Source organism: Pseudomonas oryzihabitans, assembly GCF_001518815.1.
GTDB classification, from domain to species: Bacteria; Pseudomonadota; Gammaproteobacteria; order Pseudomonadales; family Pseudomonadaceae; genus Chryseomonas; species Chryseomonas oryzihabitans_E.
In genome coordinates this window covers 3745906-3763888 of the sequence record NZ_CP013987.1, presented here as the reverse complement: position 1 = coordinate 3763888, position 17983 = coordinate 3745906, and the positions used below count along the sequence as shown (strand labels likewise).

General features: G+C 65.0%; 17 protein-coding genes. 7 read left to right on the top strand and 10 right to left on the bottom strand.

Annotation, left to right across the window (positions count from 1 at the left end; translation table 11 throughout):
* Positions 1-26 precede the first annotated feature (26 nt).
* A complete protein-coding gene (locus APT59_RS17140; RefSeq protein WP_059315955.1) occupies positions 27-2642 on the bottom strand; it encodes a DEAD/DEAH box helicase in 2616 nt (871 codons plus the stop codon).
* 124 nt (positions 2643-2766) lie between these two features.
* Here APT59_RS17140 and APT59_RS22585 point away from each other — a divergent pair, with 124 nt between their 5' ends.
* A complete protein-coding gene (locus APT59_RS22585; protein ID WP_167348567.1) occupies positions 2767-2937 on the top strand; it encodes a hypothetical protein in 171 nt (56 codons plus the stop codon).
* A 115-nt stretch (positions 2938-3052) separates the two neighbouring features.
* On the opposite strand, the gene pyk is transcribed toward APT59_RS22585, so the two are convergent.
* On the bottom strand, positions 3053-4504 hold the full coding sequence (gene pyk / locus APT59_RS17135; RefSeq protein WP_059315954.1) for a pyruvate kinase: 1452 nt from the start codon (positions 4502-4504) through the stop codon (positions 3053-3055).
* Positions 4505-4842: 338 nt separating this feature from the next.
* On the opposite strand from pyk, the gene APT59_RS17130 reads away from it, so the two are divergent.
* Both APT59_RS17130 and APT59_RS17125 read left to right on the top strand, forming a co-directional pair.
* Positions 4843-5229, top strand: a complete 387-nt coding sequence (locus tag APT59_RS17130) for a tetratricopeptide repeat protein (protein ID WP_059315953.1) — start codon at positions 4843-4845, stop codon at positions 5227-5229.
* Between the two features lie 56 nt (positions 5230-5285).
* On the top strand, positions 5286-5648 hold the full coding sequence (locus tag APT59_RS17125) for a PilZ domain-containing protein (RefSeq protein WP_059316936.1): 363 nt from the start codon (positions 5286-5288) through the stop codon (positions 5646-5648).
* Here the strand turns inward: APT59_RS17125 and APT59_RS17120 are convergent.
* From APT59_RS17120 to APT59_RS17110, 3 genes are read right to left on the bottom strand one after another with little or no spacing between them, the layout of a single operon-like run.
* Complete coding sequence (locus APT59_RS17120) at positions 5633-6445, bottom strand: hypothetical protein (RefSeq protein ID WP_082696380.1); 813 nt, start codon at positions 6443-6445, stop codon at positions 5633-5635. The two genes, APT59_RS17125 and APT59_RS17120, sit on opposite strands and share 16 nt — an antisense overlap.
* Positions 6442-7437, bottom strand: coding sequence for an AAA family ATPase (locus APT59_RS17115; protein ID WP_059315951.1), 996 nt, complete (start codon positions 7435-7437; stop codon positions 6442-6444). Before APT59_RS17115 ends, APT59_RS17120 begins: the two co-directional genes overlap by 4 nt.
* Positions 7434-8627: a DUF4350 domain-containing protein gene (locus tag APT59_RS17110; protein ID WP_237140534.1), complete on the bottom strand. Its 1194-nt coding sequence runs from the start codon at positions 8625-8627 to the stop codon at positions 7434-7436. Before APT59_RS17110 ends, APT59_RS17115 begins: the two co-directional genes overlap by 4 nt.
* A gap of 106 nt (positions 8628-8733) precedes the next feature.
* Here APT59_RS17110 and sbcB point away from each other — a divergent pair, with 106 nt between their 5' ends.
* The gene (gene sbcB / locus APT59_RS17105; RefSeq protein ID WP_059315950.1) at positions 8734-10188 is read left to right on the top strand and encodes an exodeoxyribonuclease I; all 1455 of its coding nucleotides are present in this window, start codon (positions 8734-8736) and stop codon (positions 10186-10188) included.
* 255 nt (positions 10189-10443) lie between these two features.
* On the opposite strand, the gene mvaT is transcribed toward sbcB, so the two are convergent.
* Positions 10444-10827 (bottom strand): histone-like nucleoid-structuring protein MvaT, encoded by a 384-nt coding sequence (gene mvaT / locus APT59_RS17100; RefSeq protein WP_059315949.1) that lies wholly within the window; start codon positions 10825-10827, stop codon positions 10444-10446.
* A 298-nt stretch (positions 10828-11125) separates the two neighbouring features.
* Between mvaT and purU the strand changes: the two genes are divergently transcribed.
* Positions 11126-11977 carry a formyltetrahydrofolate deformylase gene (gene purU, locus APT59_RS17095; protein ID WP_059315948.1) on the top strand — a complete coding sequence of 284 codons (852 nt, stop codon included), beginning with the start codon at positions 11126-11128 and terminating at the stop codon, positions 11975-11977.
* A complete protein-coding gene (locus APT59_RS22260) occupies positions 11949-12191 on the top strand; it encodes a hypothetical protein (RefSeq protein ID WP_082696379.1) in 243 nt (80 codons plus the stop codon). The genes purU and APT59_RS22260 overlap by 29 nt, the downstream gene beginning before the upstream one ends.
* Here the strand turns inward: APT59_RS22260 and APT59_RS17090 are convergent.
* Together APT59_RS17090 and nadC are read right to left on the bottom strand one after the other, a co-directional pair.
* Positions 12179-12400 carry a hypothetical protein gene (locus APT59_RS17090; RefSeq protein WP_059315947.1) on the bottom strand — a complete coding sequence of 74 codons (222 nt, stop codon included), beginning with the start codon at positions 12398-12400 and terminating at the stop codon, positions 12179-12181. The two genes, APT59_RS22260 and APT59_RS17090, sit on opposite strands and share 13 nt — an antisense overlap.
* Before the next feature lie 118 nt (positions 12401-12518).
* Entirely contained in the window at positions 12519-13367 is an 849-nt protein-coding gene (gene nadC / locus APT59_RS17085) for a carboxylating nicotinate-nucleotide diphosphorylase (protein ID WP_059315946.1), read from the bottom strand.
* Positions 13368-13653: 286 nt separating this feature from the next.
* On the opposite strand from nadC, the gene APT59_RS17080 reads away from it, so the two are divergent.
* Positions 13654-15846, top strand: a complete 2193-nt coding sequence (locus APT59_RS17080; RefSeq protein ID WP_059316935.1) for a DUF1631 domain-containing protein — start codon at positions 13654-13656, stop codon at positions 15844-15846.
* A 62-nt stretch (positions 15847-15908) separates the two neighbouring features.
* Here the strand turns inward: APT59_RS17080 and APT59_RS17075 are convergent, their stop codons facing one another.
* Complete coding sequence (locus APT59_RS17075; protein WP_059315945.1) at positions 15909-17201, bottom strand: NAD(P)/FAD-dependent oxidoreductase; 1293 nt, start codon at positions 17199-17201, stop codon at positions 15909-15911.
* A gap of 256 nt (positions 17202-17457) precedes the next feature.
* The gene (locus tag APT59_RS17070; RefSeq protein ID WP_059315944.1) at positions 17458-17937 is read right to left on the bottom strand and encodes an MOSC domain-containing protein; all 480 of its coding nucleotides are present in this window, start codon (positions 17935-17937) and stop codon (positions 17458-17460) included.
* Positions 17938-17983: the final 46 nt, after the last annotated feature.

Below are 17983 nucleotides of genomic sequence, written 5' to 3'. Positions count from 1 at the left end.
CGTCAGAGCGACCAACCGGCTGAAGCCTAGCGGTCCAGCGGTGCCAGCAGCTGGGCCAGGTCGCTTTCGGTCAGGCGCCAGTCGCCGCTGTTCTCGCTGAGGATGCCGGCGCTGAGGCGCGCCTTTTCCTGCTGTAGCTGCTGGATGCGTTCTTCCAGGGTGCCACGGGCGATCAACTTGTAGACGAACACCGGGCGATCCTGACCGATCCGATAGGCACGGTCGCTGGCCTGCTGCTCGGCCGCCGGATTCCACCAGGGATCGAAGTGGATCACCGTGTCGGCAGCGGTCAGGTTGAGACCGCTGCCACCCGCCTTGAGACTGAGCAGGAACACCGGTACCTCGCCATTCTGGAAACGCTGCACCGGGGTGCGCCGATCACGGGTCTCGCCGGTCAGGGTGACGTACTCGATGCCGCGCTGGTCGAGATCGGCAGCGATGAGGTCGAGCATGCTGGTGAACTGGGAGAACACCAGCACGCGGCTGCCCCCCGGAAGCAGGGCGTCGAGCCTTTCGTTCAGGGCTGCCAGCTTCGCCGAGGGCTTGGCCACGCTGTCGTCTTCGTTAGGCACCAGCCGCAGATCGCAGCAGACCTGGCGCAGGCGCAGCAGGGCATCGAGGATCAACAGCTGGCTGCGGCCGATCCCCTGACGGGCGATCTCGGCGCGGACGCGTTCGTCCAGCAGCAGCCGCAGGTCTTCGTAGCGCTCGCGTTGCGCCGTGCTCAGTTCGACCAGCTGGACGATCTCGGTCTTGGGCGGCAATTCGCTGGCGACCCGCTGCTTGGTGCGGCGCAACATGAAGGGCCGCACCCGGGCCTTGAGCGCTGCCAGGCGCTGCACATCACCTTCGCGCTCCACCGGGATGCGATAGGCCTGCTTGAAGCCTTTCTCGTCCCCCAGCCAGCCGGGCATCAGGAAGTGGAATTGCGACCAGAGCTCGCCCAGGTGGTTTTCCAGCGGCGTACCGGTCAGGCAGAGGCGATGGCGGGCCCGCAGGTGTCGCGCCGCCTGAGCGGCCTTGGTGGCGGCATTCTTGATCGACTGGGCTTCGTCCAGTACCTGCAGGTGAAAGTCATAGTCGGCCAGGCGCTCGGCATCACGGGGGAGCAGGGCGTAGGTGGTAAGCACCACGTCATGTTCGGGTATGCGGTCGAAGCGACTGCTGCGGGCGCTGCCTTGCAGGGTCAGTACGCGCAGACCAGGCGCGAAGCGGGCGATCTCGTCCTGCCAGTTGGGAATCAGGCTGGTGGGCATGACGATCAGTGCCGGCGCGGTCAGCCGTCCTGCCGCCTGTTCGACGAGGATGTGCGCCAGGGTTTGCAACGTCTTGCCCAGGCCCATGTCGTCGGCCAGGATGCCGCCGACTTCCAGTTCCCGCAGCGCCTGCAGCCAGGCCACGCCCTCGCGCTGATAGGGGCGTAATTCGGCGTGCAGGGTATCGGGCAGGACCACCGGCTCGGCTGCATAGCTGCGCAGGCGCTCGGCAAAGCTTCTCAGGCGTTCGCCGCCTTCCCACTCCAGCGGCAGGCGCTCATCCAGCTCCGCCAGGCGGGCGGCGTCGAGGCGCGGCAGGCGCAGGGCCCGCTCGCTGGTGAGGCGATCCGTGGCATAGAGCTCGCCAAGGATCTGCAGGATTGGCTTGAGCCGACCCAGGGGCACGGCGACTCGCTGCACCCGGCCCTGCTGGCCCGCCAGGCGTGGTGGATCGATACGCAGCAGGACGGGTTCGTCGTCGGCGCGTTTGGCCAGCATCGCCGGCTCGTATTGGGAAGGCTCGCGGCGAATGGCGTCGATCAGCAACGGAATCAGACTGACGCGGCGCTGGCCCAGGCGGATGCCCAGTTCGACGTCGAACAGACCGCTGGTGGTGGTCTGATCTTCCACCTCTTGGAGATGGCCGTACCAGCCTTCTACCGGCGTCAGGTCGAAGGTGAATTCCGGGTGAGCCTCGATCTGCCAGCCGGCCTCGCGCAGGCGGGGGATGATCTGCTGCACGAATCTGAGCCAGGCGGGGTCGTCGGGCAGTTCGAACATCTCGCCGCTGTCGTCGGGCAGCGCGGCGCTGCGCCGGGTCGCCAGGCGCAGGCCATGATCGAGCAGCGTCTGCCGCCAGCGTTGTTCCGCCTGCAGCTGGCGCGCGGGGTAGCTGGAATCAGGGGTGCGGGGCAGGGGGCCGAACAGCCGCCGCGGGCCATAGGCGAACGCCAGGGCGGCGCGATGGCGCACCGTGGGCCGCATCTTGCCGATATGGCGGTCGTAATCGATCTGGGTATGGCTGCCGAGGATCAGTACCGGTTGCGGTAACTCCGGATTGGCCACCGGCGTGGCCGGCAGTTCGGCCTCGCTGCGCTGCAGCCGTTCGAGTTCGATGAGGGCGGCAGCCGCGTGCTTGCAATTGCGGCCGACCGGACAGGTACAGCGAGCGTCGACGCGCCAGGCGGTCTCGCCCGGGCGCAGGCTGATCGCCTGGCGATACGCAGGCCCCGCTGGGCTGCTGCACTCCGCATAGAGCTGGCCCTTGACCGCCGAGCGCAGGTGCACCAGCCCATCCAGCGCCAGCCGCCGGCCGCGCTCGTAGTTGCGCTCCGTGAAGGCGCCTTTCCAGTCCTGCCACTTGAGCCGTTCGAAACGTAACGCCATCGTTCACCCAGGCTGTTCGCACCAAACCGGCTATTCTGCCACAGTCGGCCGGACGCTCGTCGGACTCCCTTGATCTATGTGAGAATGAGAATATAGTGCATTTAATGGGGTGAGGAGTGGGACGATGCGTGAACAACCGTTAGCCAGCGTAGCCCTGATCACGGCCAGCCGCCTGCAGGCCCGGCGAGAAGGGCGATTGCGCTCGTTGCAGCGCTGCATCCTTATCGTCTGCAGCCTGGGCGTGCTGGGCGCGGCCGCCCTGCACCTTGCCTACCTCGCCTCTGGCGGTTTCTAGGCCTGCCAACTCTTGCCGATCCCAGGCGACCTTTAGCCCTGCCCATGAAAAAGCCCCGAGCAGTCACCTGTTCGGGGCTTTCGTCGTTGGCACCGGTCGAGGACCGGTGGCGGGATCAGACCAGCAGGTCGCCCACGCGATACATCTTCATGGTGTTGGTGCCGTCACGCTTGGTGTAGCTGTCGCCCTTGGTCAGGATCACCCAGTCGCCGTGCTCGACGATACCGCGCTTGAGCAGCTCGTCCACCGCCGCCTGGCTCACCTTGTTCGCCGGCATGGTGGTCGGGTCGAAGGGGATGGTGTGCACGTTGCGGAACAGCGCGGTGCGGGCCTGGGTGGCGCGGCTGGACGCGAAGGAGAAAATCGGCACCGAGGAGCGCAGGCGCGACATGATCAGCGGGGTGTAGCCGGTGTCGGTCAGGCTGATGATGGCCTTCACGCCGGGGAAGTGGTTGGCCACGTAGATGGAGGCCAGCGCGATACTCTCGTCCCAACGGGTGAAGGTCTGGCCCAGGCGGTGGCTGGACAGCTTGCTGGTGGGCTGCTTCTCGGCGCCGACGCAGACGCGCGCCATGGCCTTGACCGCTTCCACCGGGTATTGGCCGGCGGCGCTCTCGGCGGACAGCATCACGGCGTCGGTGTTATCCAGCACGGCGTTGGCTACGTCGGAGACTTCCGCACGGGTCGGCATCGGGCTGCTGATCATCGATTCCATCATCTGGGTCGCGGTGATCACTGCCTTGTTGAGGCGACGGGCGTGGGAAATGATGCGCTTCTGGATGCCGACCAGCTCGGCGTCGCCGATTTCCACACCTAGATCACCCCGGGCCACCATCACGGCGTCGCTGGCATGGATGAGGCCGTCCAGGGCTTCGTCGCAGGCCACGGCTTCGGCGCGTTCGATCTTGGCCACCAGCCAGGACTTGCCGCCGGCGGCTTCCATCAGGCGCCGGGCTTCGTTCATGTCTTCGGCGTCACGCGGGAAGGACACGGCCAGGTAGTCGACCTCCATGGAGGCAGCCAGCTTGATGTCTTCGCGGTCCTTGTCGGTCAGTGCCGGCGCCGTGAGGCCACCACCGCGTCGGTTGATGCCTTTGTGATCGGACAGTGGGCCGCCGATCAAGGTGGTGCAGTGCAGTTCGGTAGCGGTCATGCCTTCTACGCGCAGGACCACACGGCCATCGTCCAGCAGCAGTTCGTCACCCACGCGGCAGTCGGTGACCAGGCCCGGGTAGTCGATGCCGACCACTTCTTCGGTGCCTTCGGTGCGGGGATGGGCGATGGACAGGCGGAAGGGATCGCCGACCTTGAGTTCGATGCGCTTGTTGACGAACTTGGCGATACGGATCTTCGGACCCTGGAGATCGCCGAGCAGGGCGACGTGACGACCGTGCTTGGCGGCGAGATCCCGTACCAGCTGACCACGGGCACGGTGCTCGTCGGGCGTTCCATGCGAGAAGTTCAGGCGGGCGACGTCGATGCCGGCGATGATGAGCTGCTCGAGGACTTCCGGAGAATTGCTGGCCGGGCCTAGGGTGGCGACGATCTTGGTACGGCGATAAATCATGCAGTCTTTCCTTTAGCGGATTGCAATCATGAGTCGACACCTCAGAAGCTGTTCACGATCTGCTGCGCGTCGGCCAAACGACGTTGAAAATGCCCTCGGAGTGCTCATTTACCCTTCGTAAACTCGCTTCCTCAAGCATTTTCACTTTGTTTGCCTCTAGCTCGCGAGATGGTGAACAGGTCCTCGGCGACGAGTCGACGTAGAACACGGAGCGCGCTTCATTGTAGCGCCGTCGAGTGGCCAGCACATGACGGCTTTTTACAGGTTCGTCACACCAATGGTCGTTTGGCCTCAAGAAGCTGGCCTCGGCGCCGATCTAGCGAACAGGAGGACTTTCCATGCGCCCTTATCTCTGCCTGTTCCTGCTGCTCGGCCTCACCGGCTGTACCAGCGTTTCGATGAATTCCTATCTCGATGCCGCCTACAAATCCTATGCCGAAGGCGACTGCACCAACGCTCTGCTGCAGATCTCCCAGGCCGAGCGCAAGGGGCGGGCGCGGCCCTGGCTGCAGCCGGAGATGTCCATGCTGCGTGGTCAGTGCCTGGAGCAGCAGCAGCTGTACGGCGACGCCGCCCAGACCTATCGTTTCATCCAGGCCCGCTATCCGGCCAGTGAATACGCCTTTCGGGCCCAGGCCCGACTGGACACCCTGCGCCAAATGGGGCTAGATGGCGGAACGGCCGTTGCGACGCCCCAACCGGTGCGAAACCTACCGCAGCGCTGAGCTTTCCAGGACGTTGTCGGTAAAGTGGCTTTACCGTGTGCAGGATGAATCGCACCATGACTCAGAATCGTCGTATCGAACGCCATCAGTTGCCCTACTACCTGAAGGTGTTCAACCGTTTCACCGACAAGCCCATGGGCTATATCGGCAACATCTCCCGGGAAGGGCTCCTGATGATCAGTCAGCTGCCCATGCTGGTGAACGCGAGTTTCGAACTTCGGCTGAAGATTCCAGGCCAGGATGGGCAGCTGCACTTCGTCGATTTCGACGCTCGCTGCCAGTGGAGCAACGAAGACGTGACCCCGGGCAACTACGATTCCGGCTTCAGCGTCGCCGAGCCGCCGGCCGAATTCGCCGAACTGATCGGCGTGCTGCAGCACTATTTCACCTTCGGCCGCCTGTCTCAGTCGGCGATCTGAAGGCCGTCGTCTTCCCAGAGTCGCAGCAGGCGGATGTGCAGATCCGCCGTTTCGCTGGCCGCTAGCCAGCGGATCCCCCGTCTACCTAGCCGCGCGGCCAGTCGCTCACTGCGGATCTGCGCCTGCCAGGCCTCGGCATAGCGCCAGGCGCTACGCCAATCGCGAATCTCGCCGGGCTCCGCCACTTGCCGCAGCGAGGTGCCGACCAGCCAGAGCGCCAGGCCGCGTCGCTGCAGATCCAGCCGGGCAAGCCAGTCCACCGCGCTTTCTTCCAGTGGTGCCACCACCACCAGGATACTGCCGGCTCGCGCCTGGCTGCAGAGTCGTGCCAGTGCTGCCTTGAGATCGCCCGCCGGGCCCGAGGCAGGGTCGATGGTGACCGATGAGTCCAGTGCGCGGGTTGGCGTAGCCGCCGCGACGAGGCGCAATTCGGGATCGAAGCCGTAGAGGCGCACCTCGTTGCCACTGGCCGCGAGACTCTGCCAGAAGCCCAGGGCCTGGTCGCGGTCGCTTTGCCAGGCGGTCTGTCCGTGCGGGGCCTGATTCGCGATCAGCAGGTGCAGGGTGGTGTTAGAGCGGCGCCGTGCCTGGGTCAGGCTAGGACATGCCGGCGGACGTTGCCAGAGGCCTAGCCCTCGCCAGCGTGGGCGCAGGCGCTCCAGCAAGGCAACGGCCAGGAGCAGTCCCGCGCCTGCCGCGGGCAGTCCCTGCCACGACGGTGGCGCGGCCAGACCGAGGATCAGGCTGATCAGGGCCAGGCTGGCCAGCGCCAGCGGGAGGTGGCGACGCGCGATCATGGACGCGGCGCCGGACACTGTCCCAGCAATTTGAGGATCTGGCCGTCGAGGCTGTCACCCTCGAATTCCCGCTCCGGCGTCAGCCGCAGGCGTGGCCGCAGCACGGCGGGCAGCAGCGTACGTACATCCTCGGCGGCGACGCTGTCGCCGCCCCGCAGGAAGGCCTGGGCCTGGGCGAGACGCAGCAGTGCTTGCGCCGCCCGCGGTCCGGCGCCCTGCTCGAAAGCTGGCCATTCCCGGGTGAGGCGCACCAGACGCAAGGCATGCTCCAGCACCGGCTCCGCTATCGGCAGGGCTGCTACCAGGCGCTGCAGGGCTGGCAAGTCCCGCGCTTGCAGCAGAGGGCGCAGGGCCGCCGCCTCCAAGGGATCGGCGTGGCCCAGTTGTACGGCCTGGCGCAAGGCGGCGAGCTCCTGAGGCTCGGCCGGCCACTCCAGGCGCAGTTGCACCAGGAAGCGATCGCGTATTGCCAGGGGCAGGTCGCTGCCCGGCGCGCGGGTGGCAATCACCATGAAGGGCGTGGGCAGAGGCACCTGGCGGCCTTCCAGGCTCAGCTGGCGGCCCTGCAGGGCATCGTCCAGCAGAGTGAGGACCGGGGCCGGCGCGCGGTGCAGGTCCTCGATCAGCACCAGGGAGTTGAACAGCGGTCCGCGGCGCAGACGGGCGCTGTCGCTGCCACTGTCCATGACGATTTCGCCCGCCACGTCGGCCGGATTCTGTGCGGGATGACAATGCAATCGGGCGAAGCCGGCCTCCAGGCTGGCAGCCAGGGTCCGGGCCAGGAGGGTCTTGCCGGCCCCGGTCGGGCCTTCCAGCAGCAGATGACCGCCGGCCAGCAGGGTGGCGAGCAATCCGTCCACGGCGGCATCCTGCTGCGGCAGCACCTTGAGCAGGGCCTGGCGCAGGGCCTGCAGGCGGGTCAGGGCGCGGGCCTTGACGCCCGTTTCGCCAGCGTCCGCCGGGGCAGCGTCGGAAGGGGAGGTGTCGGTCATCGGGATTCCTCAAGAACGGTGGGACGCACGGCCAGGCGCAGGTGGCGCAACTGAGCGACACGGCGGGTGAAGTCTCGACCGGATAGGCGCGCAGGGCTGGGACGCATCGCTTCGCCCACTACCCGGGTGCTCAGGCCGCTCAGGCGGGCGAGATATTGCCAGCGCTCGGCCACCCCCTGGTCGGCGAGTTCCGGGCGGCGGCGTTGTACCTCGCGCTGGATATCGCGTTGCAGGACGCTGATCAGCTCCGCCCCGCGCCCTGCAGGGTGGGTCTCCCGCTGTCGCCACCAGAAGGCCAGCGCCAGACCCAGTAGCACGACTGCCAGGCCGCCGCGTTGCAGGACTTCGAGCCAGAGGGGGACGGGCGGTGCCGGGGCAACGAGGGTCACCGGCGCGCCTTGGGTCAGGTACCACAGCAACCAGGCATTGTCGTACTGAGGGAGCCGGGCGTTGCTCCAGAGCTCGGTATCCGACAGCAGGGTGACGCTGCCGTCGCCCCAGGGCAGCAGCAGCAGATGGGTGGCGCTGGCGCTGCTCGCCCAGGCCACCGCCTGATCGCCGACATCGAACAGATGACGACTGTCGTCGAAGCCCAGGTAGGCAGGGGCATCGTCCTCGGCCAGGTAGAGCTGGGTCAGATTGGGCCAGAGTGGCAGCGCCATGATCGGCTGGGCGGCGCCACTCAGCTCCCGGGTCGGCATGGGGCGCACGCCCAGGGTCGCCGTCAGGGCAAGGGTGCTGTCATCGGCAATGGCCACCAGCCGCCCTCCCGACGCGACCCAGTCCAGCAGCCTTTCGGCATCCTGTTCCGACAGCGGTGGATTGCCGGCCAGCCAGAGTCGCACGCCCCCGCTCATTGGGAGTTCGGCGAGCTGCTCGGGACGGCTGCGCCGGACCAGGCTACCGAAGTGGCTTAGATAGGCCGCCGCCAGGGACAGCGGGTCGGCATCGGTCGCGTTCGCTGCGGCGAGCTGGGTGGCGAGTTGGCGGGCGGTGCGGCTGTCGACTGCCTGATGGATGAGTCGCAGGCTGGCCGGTCCGCTGTCGGCCTGTGGCGGTAGCGGGCAGGACAGGGGCGGCTGTTGGGCGAGGCAGGCAGCGGACAGCGTCAGCGCCCACAACGCGACGCTCAGGCGGCTACCGATGAATCGGCATCTGGCGCGAAGGGAGAGCCGATCGACTGAACGCATGGGTGGTGGCAATACAGGGGGATAAGTCCAGAGCCTAGCGGGTGCGGGCGATCGGGAGCAAGACGCTTGGCGATGCTAGACTGCGGCCATTCCAGAGGAGGGCGGTGTGACTGACAGTATCTTCTGGTACGACTTCGAGACCACGGGGATCGATCCGCGGCGGGATCGTCCGTTGCAGGTTGCAGGGGTTCGTACCGACCTTGAACTCAATGAAATTGGCGAACCGCTCAATCTGCATTGCCAGCTGAGCCCGGATGTCCTCCCGCATCCCTCGGCCTGCCTGGTCACCGGTATCCTGCCGGCTACCCTGCAGCGCCTGGGGCTGCGCGAGCGAGATTTCGTGCAGCGTCTCCATGACGAAGTCAGCCGCCCGCGCACCTGCACCGTTGGCTACAACAACCTGCGCTTCGATGACGAAATGGTGCGGCACAGCCTGTACCGCAACTTCCACGATCCCTATGCCCGTGAGTGGCAGCAGGGTAACAGTCGCTGGGATGTGCTGGGCCTGATCCGGGCAGTCTATGCCTTTCGCCCGGAGGGCCTCACCTGGCCCGAGGAAAACCAGCGGCTGTCCCTGCGCCTCGACCGGTTGACCCTGGCCAACGGCATCGAGCACAGCCAGGCGCACGACGCCCTGGCCGATGTCCGTGCGACCCTCGCCCTGGCACGGCTGGTCAGGCAGCGCCAGCCGCGGCTCTACGACTATCTCTGGACGCAGCGTCAGAAGAAGGCGGCACTCGCACGCATTCGTCTGCTCGAGCCCTTGCTGCATGTCTCCGGTCGCTTCAGCGCCGAGCGTCACTTTCTTGCTCCCGTCCTGCCGCTGGCCTGGCATCCGGTCAACCGCAACGCGTTGATCGTCTGTGATCTCGGCGCAGCGCCGGATCCGCTGTTCGACCTCGATGCCGATAATCTGCGCCAGCGCCTCTACACTCGGCGCGATGCCCTCGCCGAAGGCGAACTGCCGGTCCCCCTCAAGCTGGTGCAGATCAACAAGTGCCCGATCCTGGCGCCCTTCAGCGTCCTGCGTCCTGCGGACACGGAACGCCTGCAGTTCGATCTGGCCGCCGTCTGGCGCACCGTTCGCCGGATTCTCGATCAGCGTGCGAATTGGCAGCCCAAGGTGCAGGCGATCTATAGCGAGCCATCCGGTTTTTCCGAGCAGGAACAGGACGCCGAGCTAAGACTGTATGACGGTTTCATCGCGGCTGAGGAACGGCAACTCTGCGATCAAGTTCGTCATTGTTCCGCCGAGCAACTTGGTACTCGAACCTGGGCCTTTCAGGATGAGCGTCATCCGGAACTGTTCTTTCGCTACCGCGCACGTAACTTTCCTGAATTGCTGACGGCGGAAGAGGAGATACGCTGGCGGCAATTCTGTCGGCAGCGATTGCTGAGCGAAGCCGGACAAGGACATATGACCTGTAGTCAATTCCTTGCCTTGAGCGAACAATTGCGTCTTGAAGTGTCCGTCGATGTGCTACCCATTCTCGATGCCTGGTCCGCTCATGTGCGCAGCCTGATCCAGCAACTGGATAGCGACGTTACCACTGCGACCTAAAGTCGCGGCGCTTTGTCACCGATCAAGAGAAGCACGGATAAAGAAAGGGCTTGGATCGGCAAACCGATGAGGTGATCTGCCTAATCCTGCTCGCCACCCTGGCAGACTAGGGAATGGGCACGAGTAGGTGGAGGTTTGAGCAGGTTGCTGAACGTGCGCAGGGTAGGAGCAGGTATTGCTGGCGCCTGAGGCCCTGCACTGGCCGTAGCGCTGGTAAGAAGGCAAGAAAAACGCCGGCAAGCCGGCGTTTTCCGATCAATCCAGCAGGGTAGCCCAGGACTCGACGTCGTCGGAGCCCCACTTGGCCTTCCACTCTTTCAAGGTCTTGTGATTGCCGCCCTTGGTTTCGATCACTTCGCCATTGTGCGGATTCTTATACTGCTTAACTTTGCGCGCACGCTTGGGGGTGGCAGTGTTGCTGGCCTTGTTGGTGCGAGCCTGACGCGCGGGTTTGGCTTCGGTGTCGAGAATGCCGATGATGTCGCGCAGGGACTTCTGATACTCACCCATCAGCGAACGCAGTTTCTTTTCGAACTCCAGTTCGCGCTGCAGTTTGTCATCCTGTTGCAGCGACTTCAGGCGCTCCTGCAGTTCCTTGATGGCTTCTTCGGTCTGGCGGTATTCATTGATGAGTGACATAAACGGCCTTTGTTCTGAAATGATGCAGAGGTGAAAGTCTGCAGCAATCATAGATTGGCTATCGGGATAAGTAAACGGTCTTGGATATAGGCGTTCATTAGTCATTTGAGTGCGGCATTAATGGATTTGCCAAGTCGCCTGCAACTTTAAACGGAATATCCATGGAACTTGTCAGGTGACGACTGGCCGCTTTCGATTATCCACTGGTCTCCTGGGGCCTGTGTGCGGAGCCCGGCGCCGCTCGACGCTGCCAGCGACTGCGCCTAGAATGCAGCCCCTTTTCGCTCGAGGTTGTGCTATGCAAACGTTTCGTCTGGTGATCGCCTGTCCGGACGGGGTAGGTATCGTGGCCAAGGTCAGCAACTTCCTGGCGACCTATAACGGCTGGATTACCGAAGCGAGTCATCATTCGGATACGGAGAGTGGCTGGTTCTTCATGCGCCATGAGATCCGCGCCGATTCACTGCCCTTCGATCTGGCAGGTTTTCGCCAGGCCTTCGCGCCCATCGCGCGAGAGTTCTCCATGCAATGGCGGATCACCGACTCGGCCCAGCGCAAGCGCGTGGTGCTCATGGCCAGCCGCGAATCCCACTGCCTGGCGGACCTGCTGCACCGCTGGCACAGCGGCGAGTTGGATTGCGAGATTCCCTGTGTCATCTCCAACCACGACACCCTGCGTAGCATGGTCGAATGGCACGGTATTCCCTTTTTCCATGTGCCGGTCGATCCCGCCAACAAGCAGCCGGCCTTCGACGAGGTCTCGCGGCTGATCGATCTGCACCAGGCGGATACCGTGGTGCTGGCGCGCTACATGCAGATCCTGCCGCCCGATCTCTGCGCCCGCTACGCCCATCAGGTGATCAACATCCACCACAGCTTCCTGCCGTCCTTCGTCGGCGCCAAGCCCTATCACCAGGCCGCGCTGCGGGGCGTGAAGCTGATCGGCGCCACCTGCCACTATGTGACCGAAGAGCTGGATGCCGGCCCGATCATCGAGCAGGACGTGGAACGTGTCAGCCATAGAGACAATGTCGAGGACATGGTGCGGCTGGGCAAGGACGTCGAGAAGATGGTGCTGTCGCGTGGGCTGAGATACCACCTGCAAGAGCGGGTCATGGTCCATGGCAACAAGACCGTCATCTTCGACTGACCGCGATGTCCAGGCGGCGCCCGGCACTGCGGAGCCGCCGCCGCGCCTGGGCGAAGGCTGCCTCGCCCGCTATGACCTGCAGGCCATGACGGACGAGGACGGCGCGGACTTCAGCGCAGCGGCCGCGCTCTGGCGTCAGCTACAGGCGTCGGCAGGCCACGCGGATGCAGCGCCAGATGACGCGCATTCCAACGGCTCCGCTCAGTCGTCCTGAGCGGTCGCTTCGGCAGCGGTCTTGGCCTTGTGGTCGGCGATCTTGCGCACTTCCGAGGCGAATACCTCGTCCTGCACGGTAGGACGCTTCTTCCAGGGTTTGCGATCGGGTTTGGGCTGAGCGGCGTAGGTGACGATTTCGCCACCGTAGACATCTTGATAGCGCTGGGCCTGGCGTTCCAGTTCAGCGCGCAGTTGATCTTTGGTCACGGGTTCGATCTTGTTCGAGTATCGCGAGGGGCGAGCGGTCGCGGGGACCGCTCGAAGCCGGTGCGCGCTTGGCGCGGCTGCGGAGTCTAGCCGCCGCGACGCCCTTTGCCTATCCCGCTCACGCGAGGATCCGCATCGACAGATCGATCGCCTTGACGTCCTTGGTCAGGGTGCCGATGGAGATGTAGTCGACGCCGGTCTGGGCGATGCCGAGCAGGGTGTCTTCGTTGACGCCCCCCGAGGCCTCCAGCTTGGCCCGGCCGGCGGTCAGGGCCACTGCCGTGCGCATGTCGGCCAGGCTCAGTTCGTCCAGCATGACGATGTCCGCACCCGCGGCCAGGGCCTGTTCCAGTTCCTGCAGATTTTCCACCTCGACCTCTACCGGGCGCCCCGGTGCCAAGTGGCGAGCGGCATCCACGGCCTGGGCGATGCCGCCACAGGCGGCGATGTGGTTTTCCTTGATCAGGAAGGCGTCGAACAGCCCGATCCGGTGGTTGTAGCAGCCGCCGCAGGTGACCGCATATTTCTGGGCGCGGCGTAGGCCAGGTAGGGTCTTGCGAGTGTCCAGCAGGCGCACGGCCGTGTCCTGTACCAAGTCGGCATAGTGCCGGCAGCGGGTGGCGGTGCCGGACAGCAGCTGCAGGAAGTTGAGGGCGCTGCGCTCGCCGGTGAGCAGGGCCCGCGCCGGCCCCTGGAGTTCGAACAGCACCTGGTCAGGGGCGACCCGGTCACCATCCGCCACCTGCCAGCTGACGGTCACCTGCGGATCCAGGACGCGGAACACCTCGTCGACCCAGGCGCTGCCTGCCACGACCGCCGCTTCTCGGGTGATAACGCGCGCCCGGGCGTGCTGCTGGGCGGGAATCAGGCCCGCCGTGAGATCGCCGCTGCCAACGTCTTCGCGCAGGGCTGCGGCGACGTTTTCAGTGATGACCTGGGCAAGATCGGACAGGGTAGCGCTGGACATTGAGGGACTCCGATAGGGGGCTGCAGGAAGCGGACGGGCAACTTTAGGGGAGGTTGACGATCTGAGATAGACAACGTTGAATCATTCGAAGGGCAGGCGCTGGCTGACAGGTGCCTTGTGAACCCGGTCATGTACTGCGCAGATGCCGATTGGTCGATGCCGTTGCAGAGCAAATAATGGCACATCGACAACGTTTCACCTCGCGGCCAGGGCGGCCAACGTTGTTCAATGCTCCTGTAGTGGAACGCGATTCAGCCGAACGCAAGGACGGTTGTGGGAGGCGGTGGTGCAGAACGACGTAAATGTGGTTCATTTCAAGGCGCTCGGGGAATCTTCTTCCCGATTGCCTGCTGTGCTTTTACCGGTCAGGGATCGCGCCGCTCAGCGACTCAACACCTCTTTGCAGCAGCTGTTCGACAATGCCGACGATGCCCTCTTCGAAATGGCCGATCGGGCCGGCAGCAACCAAGAACAAAGCCTCTACTTCGAAGCGATGCGTGATCTGCGCCTGAGACGCAAGAGCATCGAGCGCAGCTTTCTCCAGCAATATTTCGAACGCTTCGCCGCGCTGAATAATCTCGTTGGCAGCAAGCCAGAGATGCGCCTGGACAGCGTCTCCTACGAAGACTTGAGTCTGGTGCAGAACGACGCCCTGGAAGAGAGCGTGGCGGTGGACACCATGGTGGCCAAGGCGCTCAGCAACAACGCCATGGCCATCAGCCACCTGACCATCAGATTCAACACCCAGCTGTCCAGCAAGCTGGATGACGCGACTCATCCCCTGGGGCCGCGCCGCCTGTGCGAGGCCTTCGTCGAGGCCTGCCGCGATCTCGATACCGACATCAAGGTCAAGTTGATCATCTACAAGCTGTTCGAGCGCTTCGTGCTCAACGGCCTTGGTCAGCTGTACGCGGAATCCAATCGGCAACTGGTCGATGCCGGGGTACTGCCCCAGCTCAAGGCCATTCCCCAGCAGGTACCGGGCCGCTCGTCCAAGGGGTACAGCGGGCGCACGCCGGCCCACGTCAATAGCGAAGACGATGGTCAGGAGCTCTTCGGCACCCTGCAGGGCCTGCTGGCCCAGTTGCGATCCCCGGGCAGTGCCACCCTGGGTGGCGGAAGGGCCAGCGACGAGGGCGCCGCGAGCGGCGATGGCCAGGTCATCACCAGCTACGACCTCATGCGTCTGCTGTCGCACCTGCAACAGCAGATATCCAGTCAGTCCGTGGACGGTTACGACCTGAAGGCGCAGCTGGGCGTGGCGCTGGGCCGCATCAGCGAGCGCTCGGGTCGAAAGCGCGTGGTGGGGCAGGTCGACGAAGACGTCATCAATCTGGTGGCGATGCTGTTCGAATTCATTCTCGATGACCTCACCCTGCCGGACTCGCTCAAGGCCCTGATCGCCCGTCTTCAGATCCCCATGCTCAAAGTGGCGGTCCTCGACAAGACCTTTTTCAGCCGTGGCAGCCATCCGGCGCGCCGCCTGCTCAACGAGATCGCCGCGGCCTCCCTGGGCTGGGGTGAACAAAGCGATCTGCAGCGCGACGGTCTCTATCAGAAGATCGAGCAGATCGTGCAGCGTCTGTTGAGCGACTTCGTCGACGATCCGGAGATCTTCGCCGAATTGCTGGCCGACTTCATGGCCTATGTCAGCGATGAACAGCGCCGTAGCGAGCTGCTGGAACAGCGCACCCGTGACGCCGAGGAAGGCCGGGCCCGTGCCGAGATCGCCCGGTTGCAGGTGGAGCACGTGCTGAGTCAGCGCCTGCAGGAGCATCAGTTGCCAGGCGCCGTGCAGCGCGTCTTGCGCGAGGCCTGGAGCCAGGTGCTGTTGCTGACCTGCCTGAAGCAAGGCTACGACTCCAGCGAATGGCGCGCGGCCCTGAAGACCATGGACGATCTGATCTGGAGCATCCAGCCGCACCACGACGTGGCCTCGCGGCAGCGGCTGCTGGAAATGGTACCCGGTCTGCTCAAGGCCTTGCGCGAAGGCCTGGCCAGCGCGGCCTTCGATCCCTTTTCCACCTCTGAATTCTTCACCGAGCTCGAGTCCCTGCACGTACAGACCTTTCAGCAGACGCGCCCCGAGCTGGCGGAAGCGTCGGCGACTCCGGATGTGGTGACGGCCGCGCCGACGCCGGTCCCTGCCGACGAACCCTTCGAGCTGCCTCGGGCAGGCGAACGGATCGCAGGCCTGACCGCCGAGTCCCTGGAGTGGGTGGATAACCTGTCGGTTGGCGCCTGGCTGGAAATCCTCGACGTCGAGCAGAAGTTGCGCTGCAAGCTGGCCGCGGTCATTCGCCCCATGGGGCGGCTGGTGTTCGTCAATCGCACCGGCATGAAGGTCCTGGATCGCACTCGCGAGGAACTGGCGCTGGATTACCAGGAAGGCCGGGTACGGCTGCTCGACGATGCCCTGCTGTTTGATCGCGCCATGACCTCGGTGATCGGCAACCTGCGTGGTCAGTCGCCGTCCTGAAACCGTTGTGGAATGAAAAAAGCCGTCCCAAGGACGGCTTTTTTTATGCCTGAGTCAGGGGCTCAGTGCAGCTTCAGGCGTGGCTCGGTCTTGCGTCTCAGGTGATCGCCGGCAAACAGCGCCAGGGCCCGCAGCGGGCCATAGAGAGCGACCTGGTGCATCCGGTAGAGCGAGACATAGAAGGTCCGCGCCAGCCAGCCTTCCAGGGTCAGGCTGCCGAGGGCGCCACCCATGAGATTGCCTACCGCGCTGAAGCGCGACAGCGAGATCAGCGAGCCGTAGTCCTTGTAGACATAGTCGGGCAACGGCTTGCCTTCCAGGCGCGCCTTGAAGGTCTTGACCAGCAGCGAGGCCTGCTGGTGGGCGGACTGGGCGCGGGGCGGTACGGTACGGGTGTCGCCCGGGGTGAGGGGGCAGGCCGCGCAGTCGCCAAGGGCAAAGACATCGGGATCGCGAGTGGTCTGCAACGTCGAATTCACCACCAGCTGGTTGATGCGATTGGTCTCGAGGCCAGCCAGGTCCTTGAGAAAGGCCGGTGCGCGGATACCGGCGGCCCAGACCTTGAGACTGGCCGGGACGAATTCGCCAGCGGTCTGCAGGCCGTCGGCCCGGACTTCCTTGACCGCCGAACTGGTCAGCACCCGGACACCGAGTTTTTCCAGGGTCCGCTGCGCCTGGCCGGCGAGGCGCTCCGGCAGGGCCGGCAGGATGCGCGGGCCAGCCTCGACCAGCGTGATGCGCAGGTCTTCGGGACGGATGCGGTCCATGCCATAGGCCTGCAGCTCTTCGGCGGCATTGCGCAGCTCGGCGGCCAGCTCCACGCCGGTGGCGCCGGCACCGACGATGGCCACCTCGATGAATTCACCCGGCTGCTCGCTGACGTGGGCGCGCAGGTAGTGGGTCAGGAGCTTGCGGTGGAAGCGTTCGGCCTGGGCACGGGTGTCGAGGAAGATGCAGTTTTCCGCAGCGCCCGGGGTGCCGAAATCGTTGGTGGTGCTGCCGATGGCCAGCACCAGGGAGTCATAGCCGATCTCCCGCTCCGGGACCAGGATGGCGCCGTCGTCCTCGATCGCCGCCAGCTGCACCTTGCGGCGCTCGCGATCCAGACCGGTCATGCGTCCGAGCTGGAAGTCGAAGTGGTTCCACTTGGCCTGGGCAACGTAGCTCAGCTCGTCCTCGGTGGAATTGAGCGAGCCGGCGGCCACCTCGTGCAGCAGGGGTTTCCACAGGTGGGTGGCGTTGGCGTCGATCAGCACGATCTGCGCCTGGTCGCGCTTGCCCAGGCTGCGGCCCAGGCGGGTAGCCAGTTCCAGGCCGCCGGCGCCGCCGCCGACGATAACGATGCGATGGGTCATGGAGAGTACTCTTGGAGAAGGAAAGCCTTGGCCGGTCCGGGCGCGTCGCCGCAAGCGGGCGCAGTCCCGGGCCGGACGAAATCAGGGGTCGTCGCGCCGTATGGGGATCGCGGTATCTGAAGAGGAAGATGGGCGAGAACTGGTGGTTTTCAAGGGAAACAGCCTGCATCTACCCAGGCGGCGATGTCCGCGGCGACGAGAGGTGGCGCTAGTTTAACCGGGCTGGCCCGGCCATTCGACCCTAGGGAAACTGGGGTCAATCCAGCACCTGTACTCGATCACCCAGGCGGATGATGCCGCTCTCCAGCACCCGGGCGGTGAGTCCGCCATGACCCCGCATGGCCTGGAAGGTACCTGCGCCCAGGCGTTCTTCCAGACGCGCGCAGGGCTGGCACCAGCCGGTGGTTTCCAGCACCGCCTGGCCGATACGGAAGCGGCGATTCTTCAGGCTGAAGAGATTGATTCCGGCGATGGCCAGGCTGCGTCTGAGATCCGCCGGCGCCACGGGCGTGCCGATCAGGGCCGCGACCACTGGCAGATGCTCCCATTGAATGAGGGTGACCTGGCGCTGGTTGCGTGGGGTAGGGCGGGCATGATCGCCGGTAAGACCCGCATCCCGGCGCGCCTCCACGGCCTCGATCTCGACCATGGGCGCGCGCGAGGCGGGTCGCACACCGATCCAGCGCACCTCGCCGGACTGGGGAACCTGGGCGAGCAGTTCTTTGAGCGGAATCATGGGGCTCCTCGATGCGATGGGTGGTGCAAGCCTGGGCGGTAGGGCA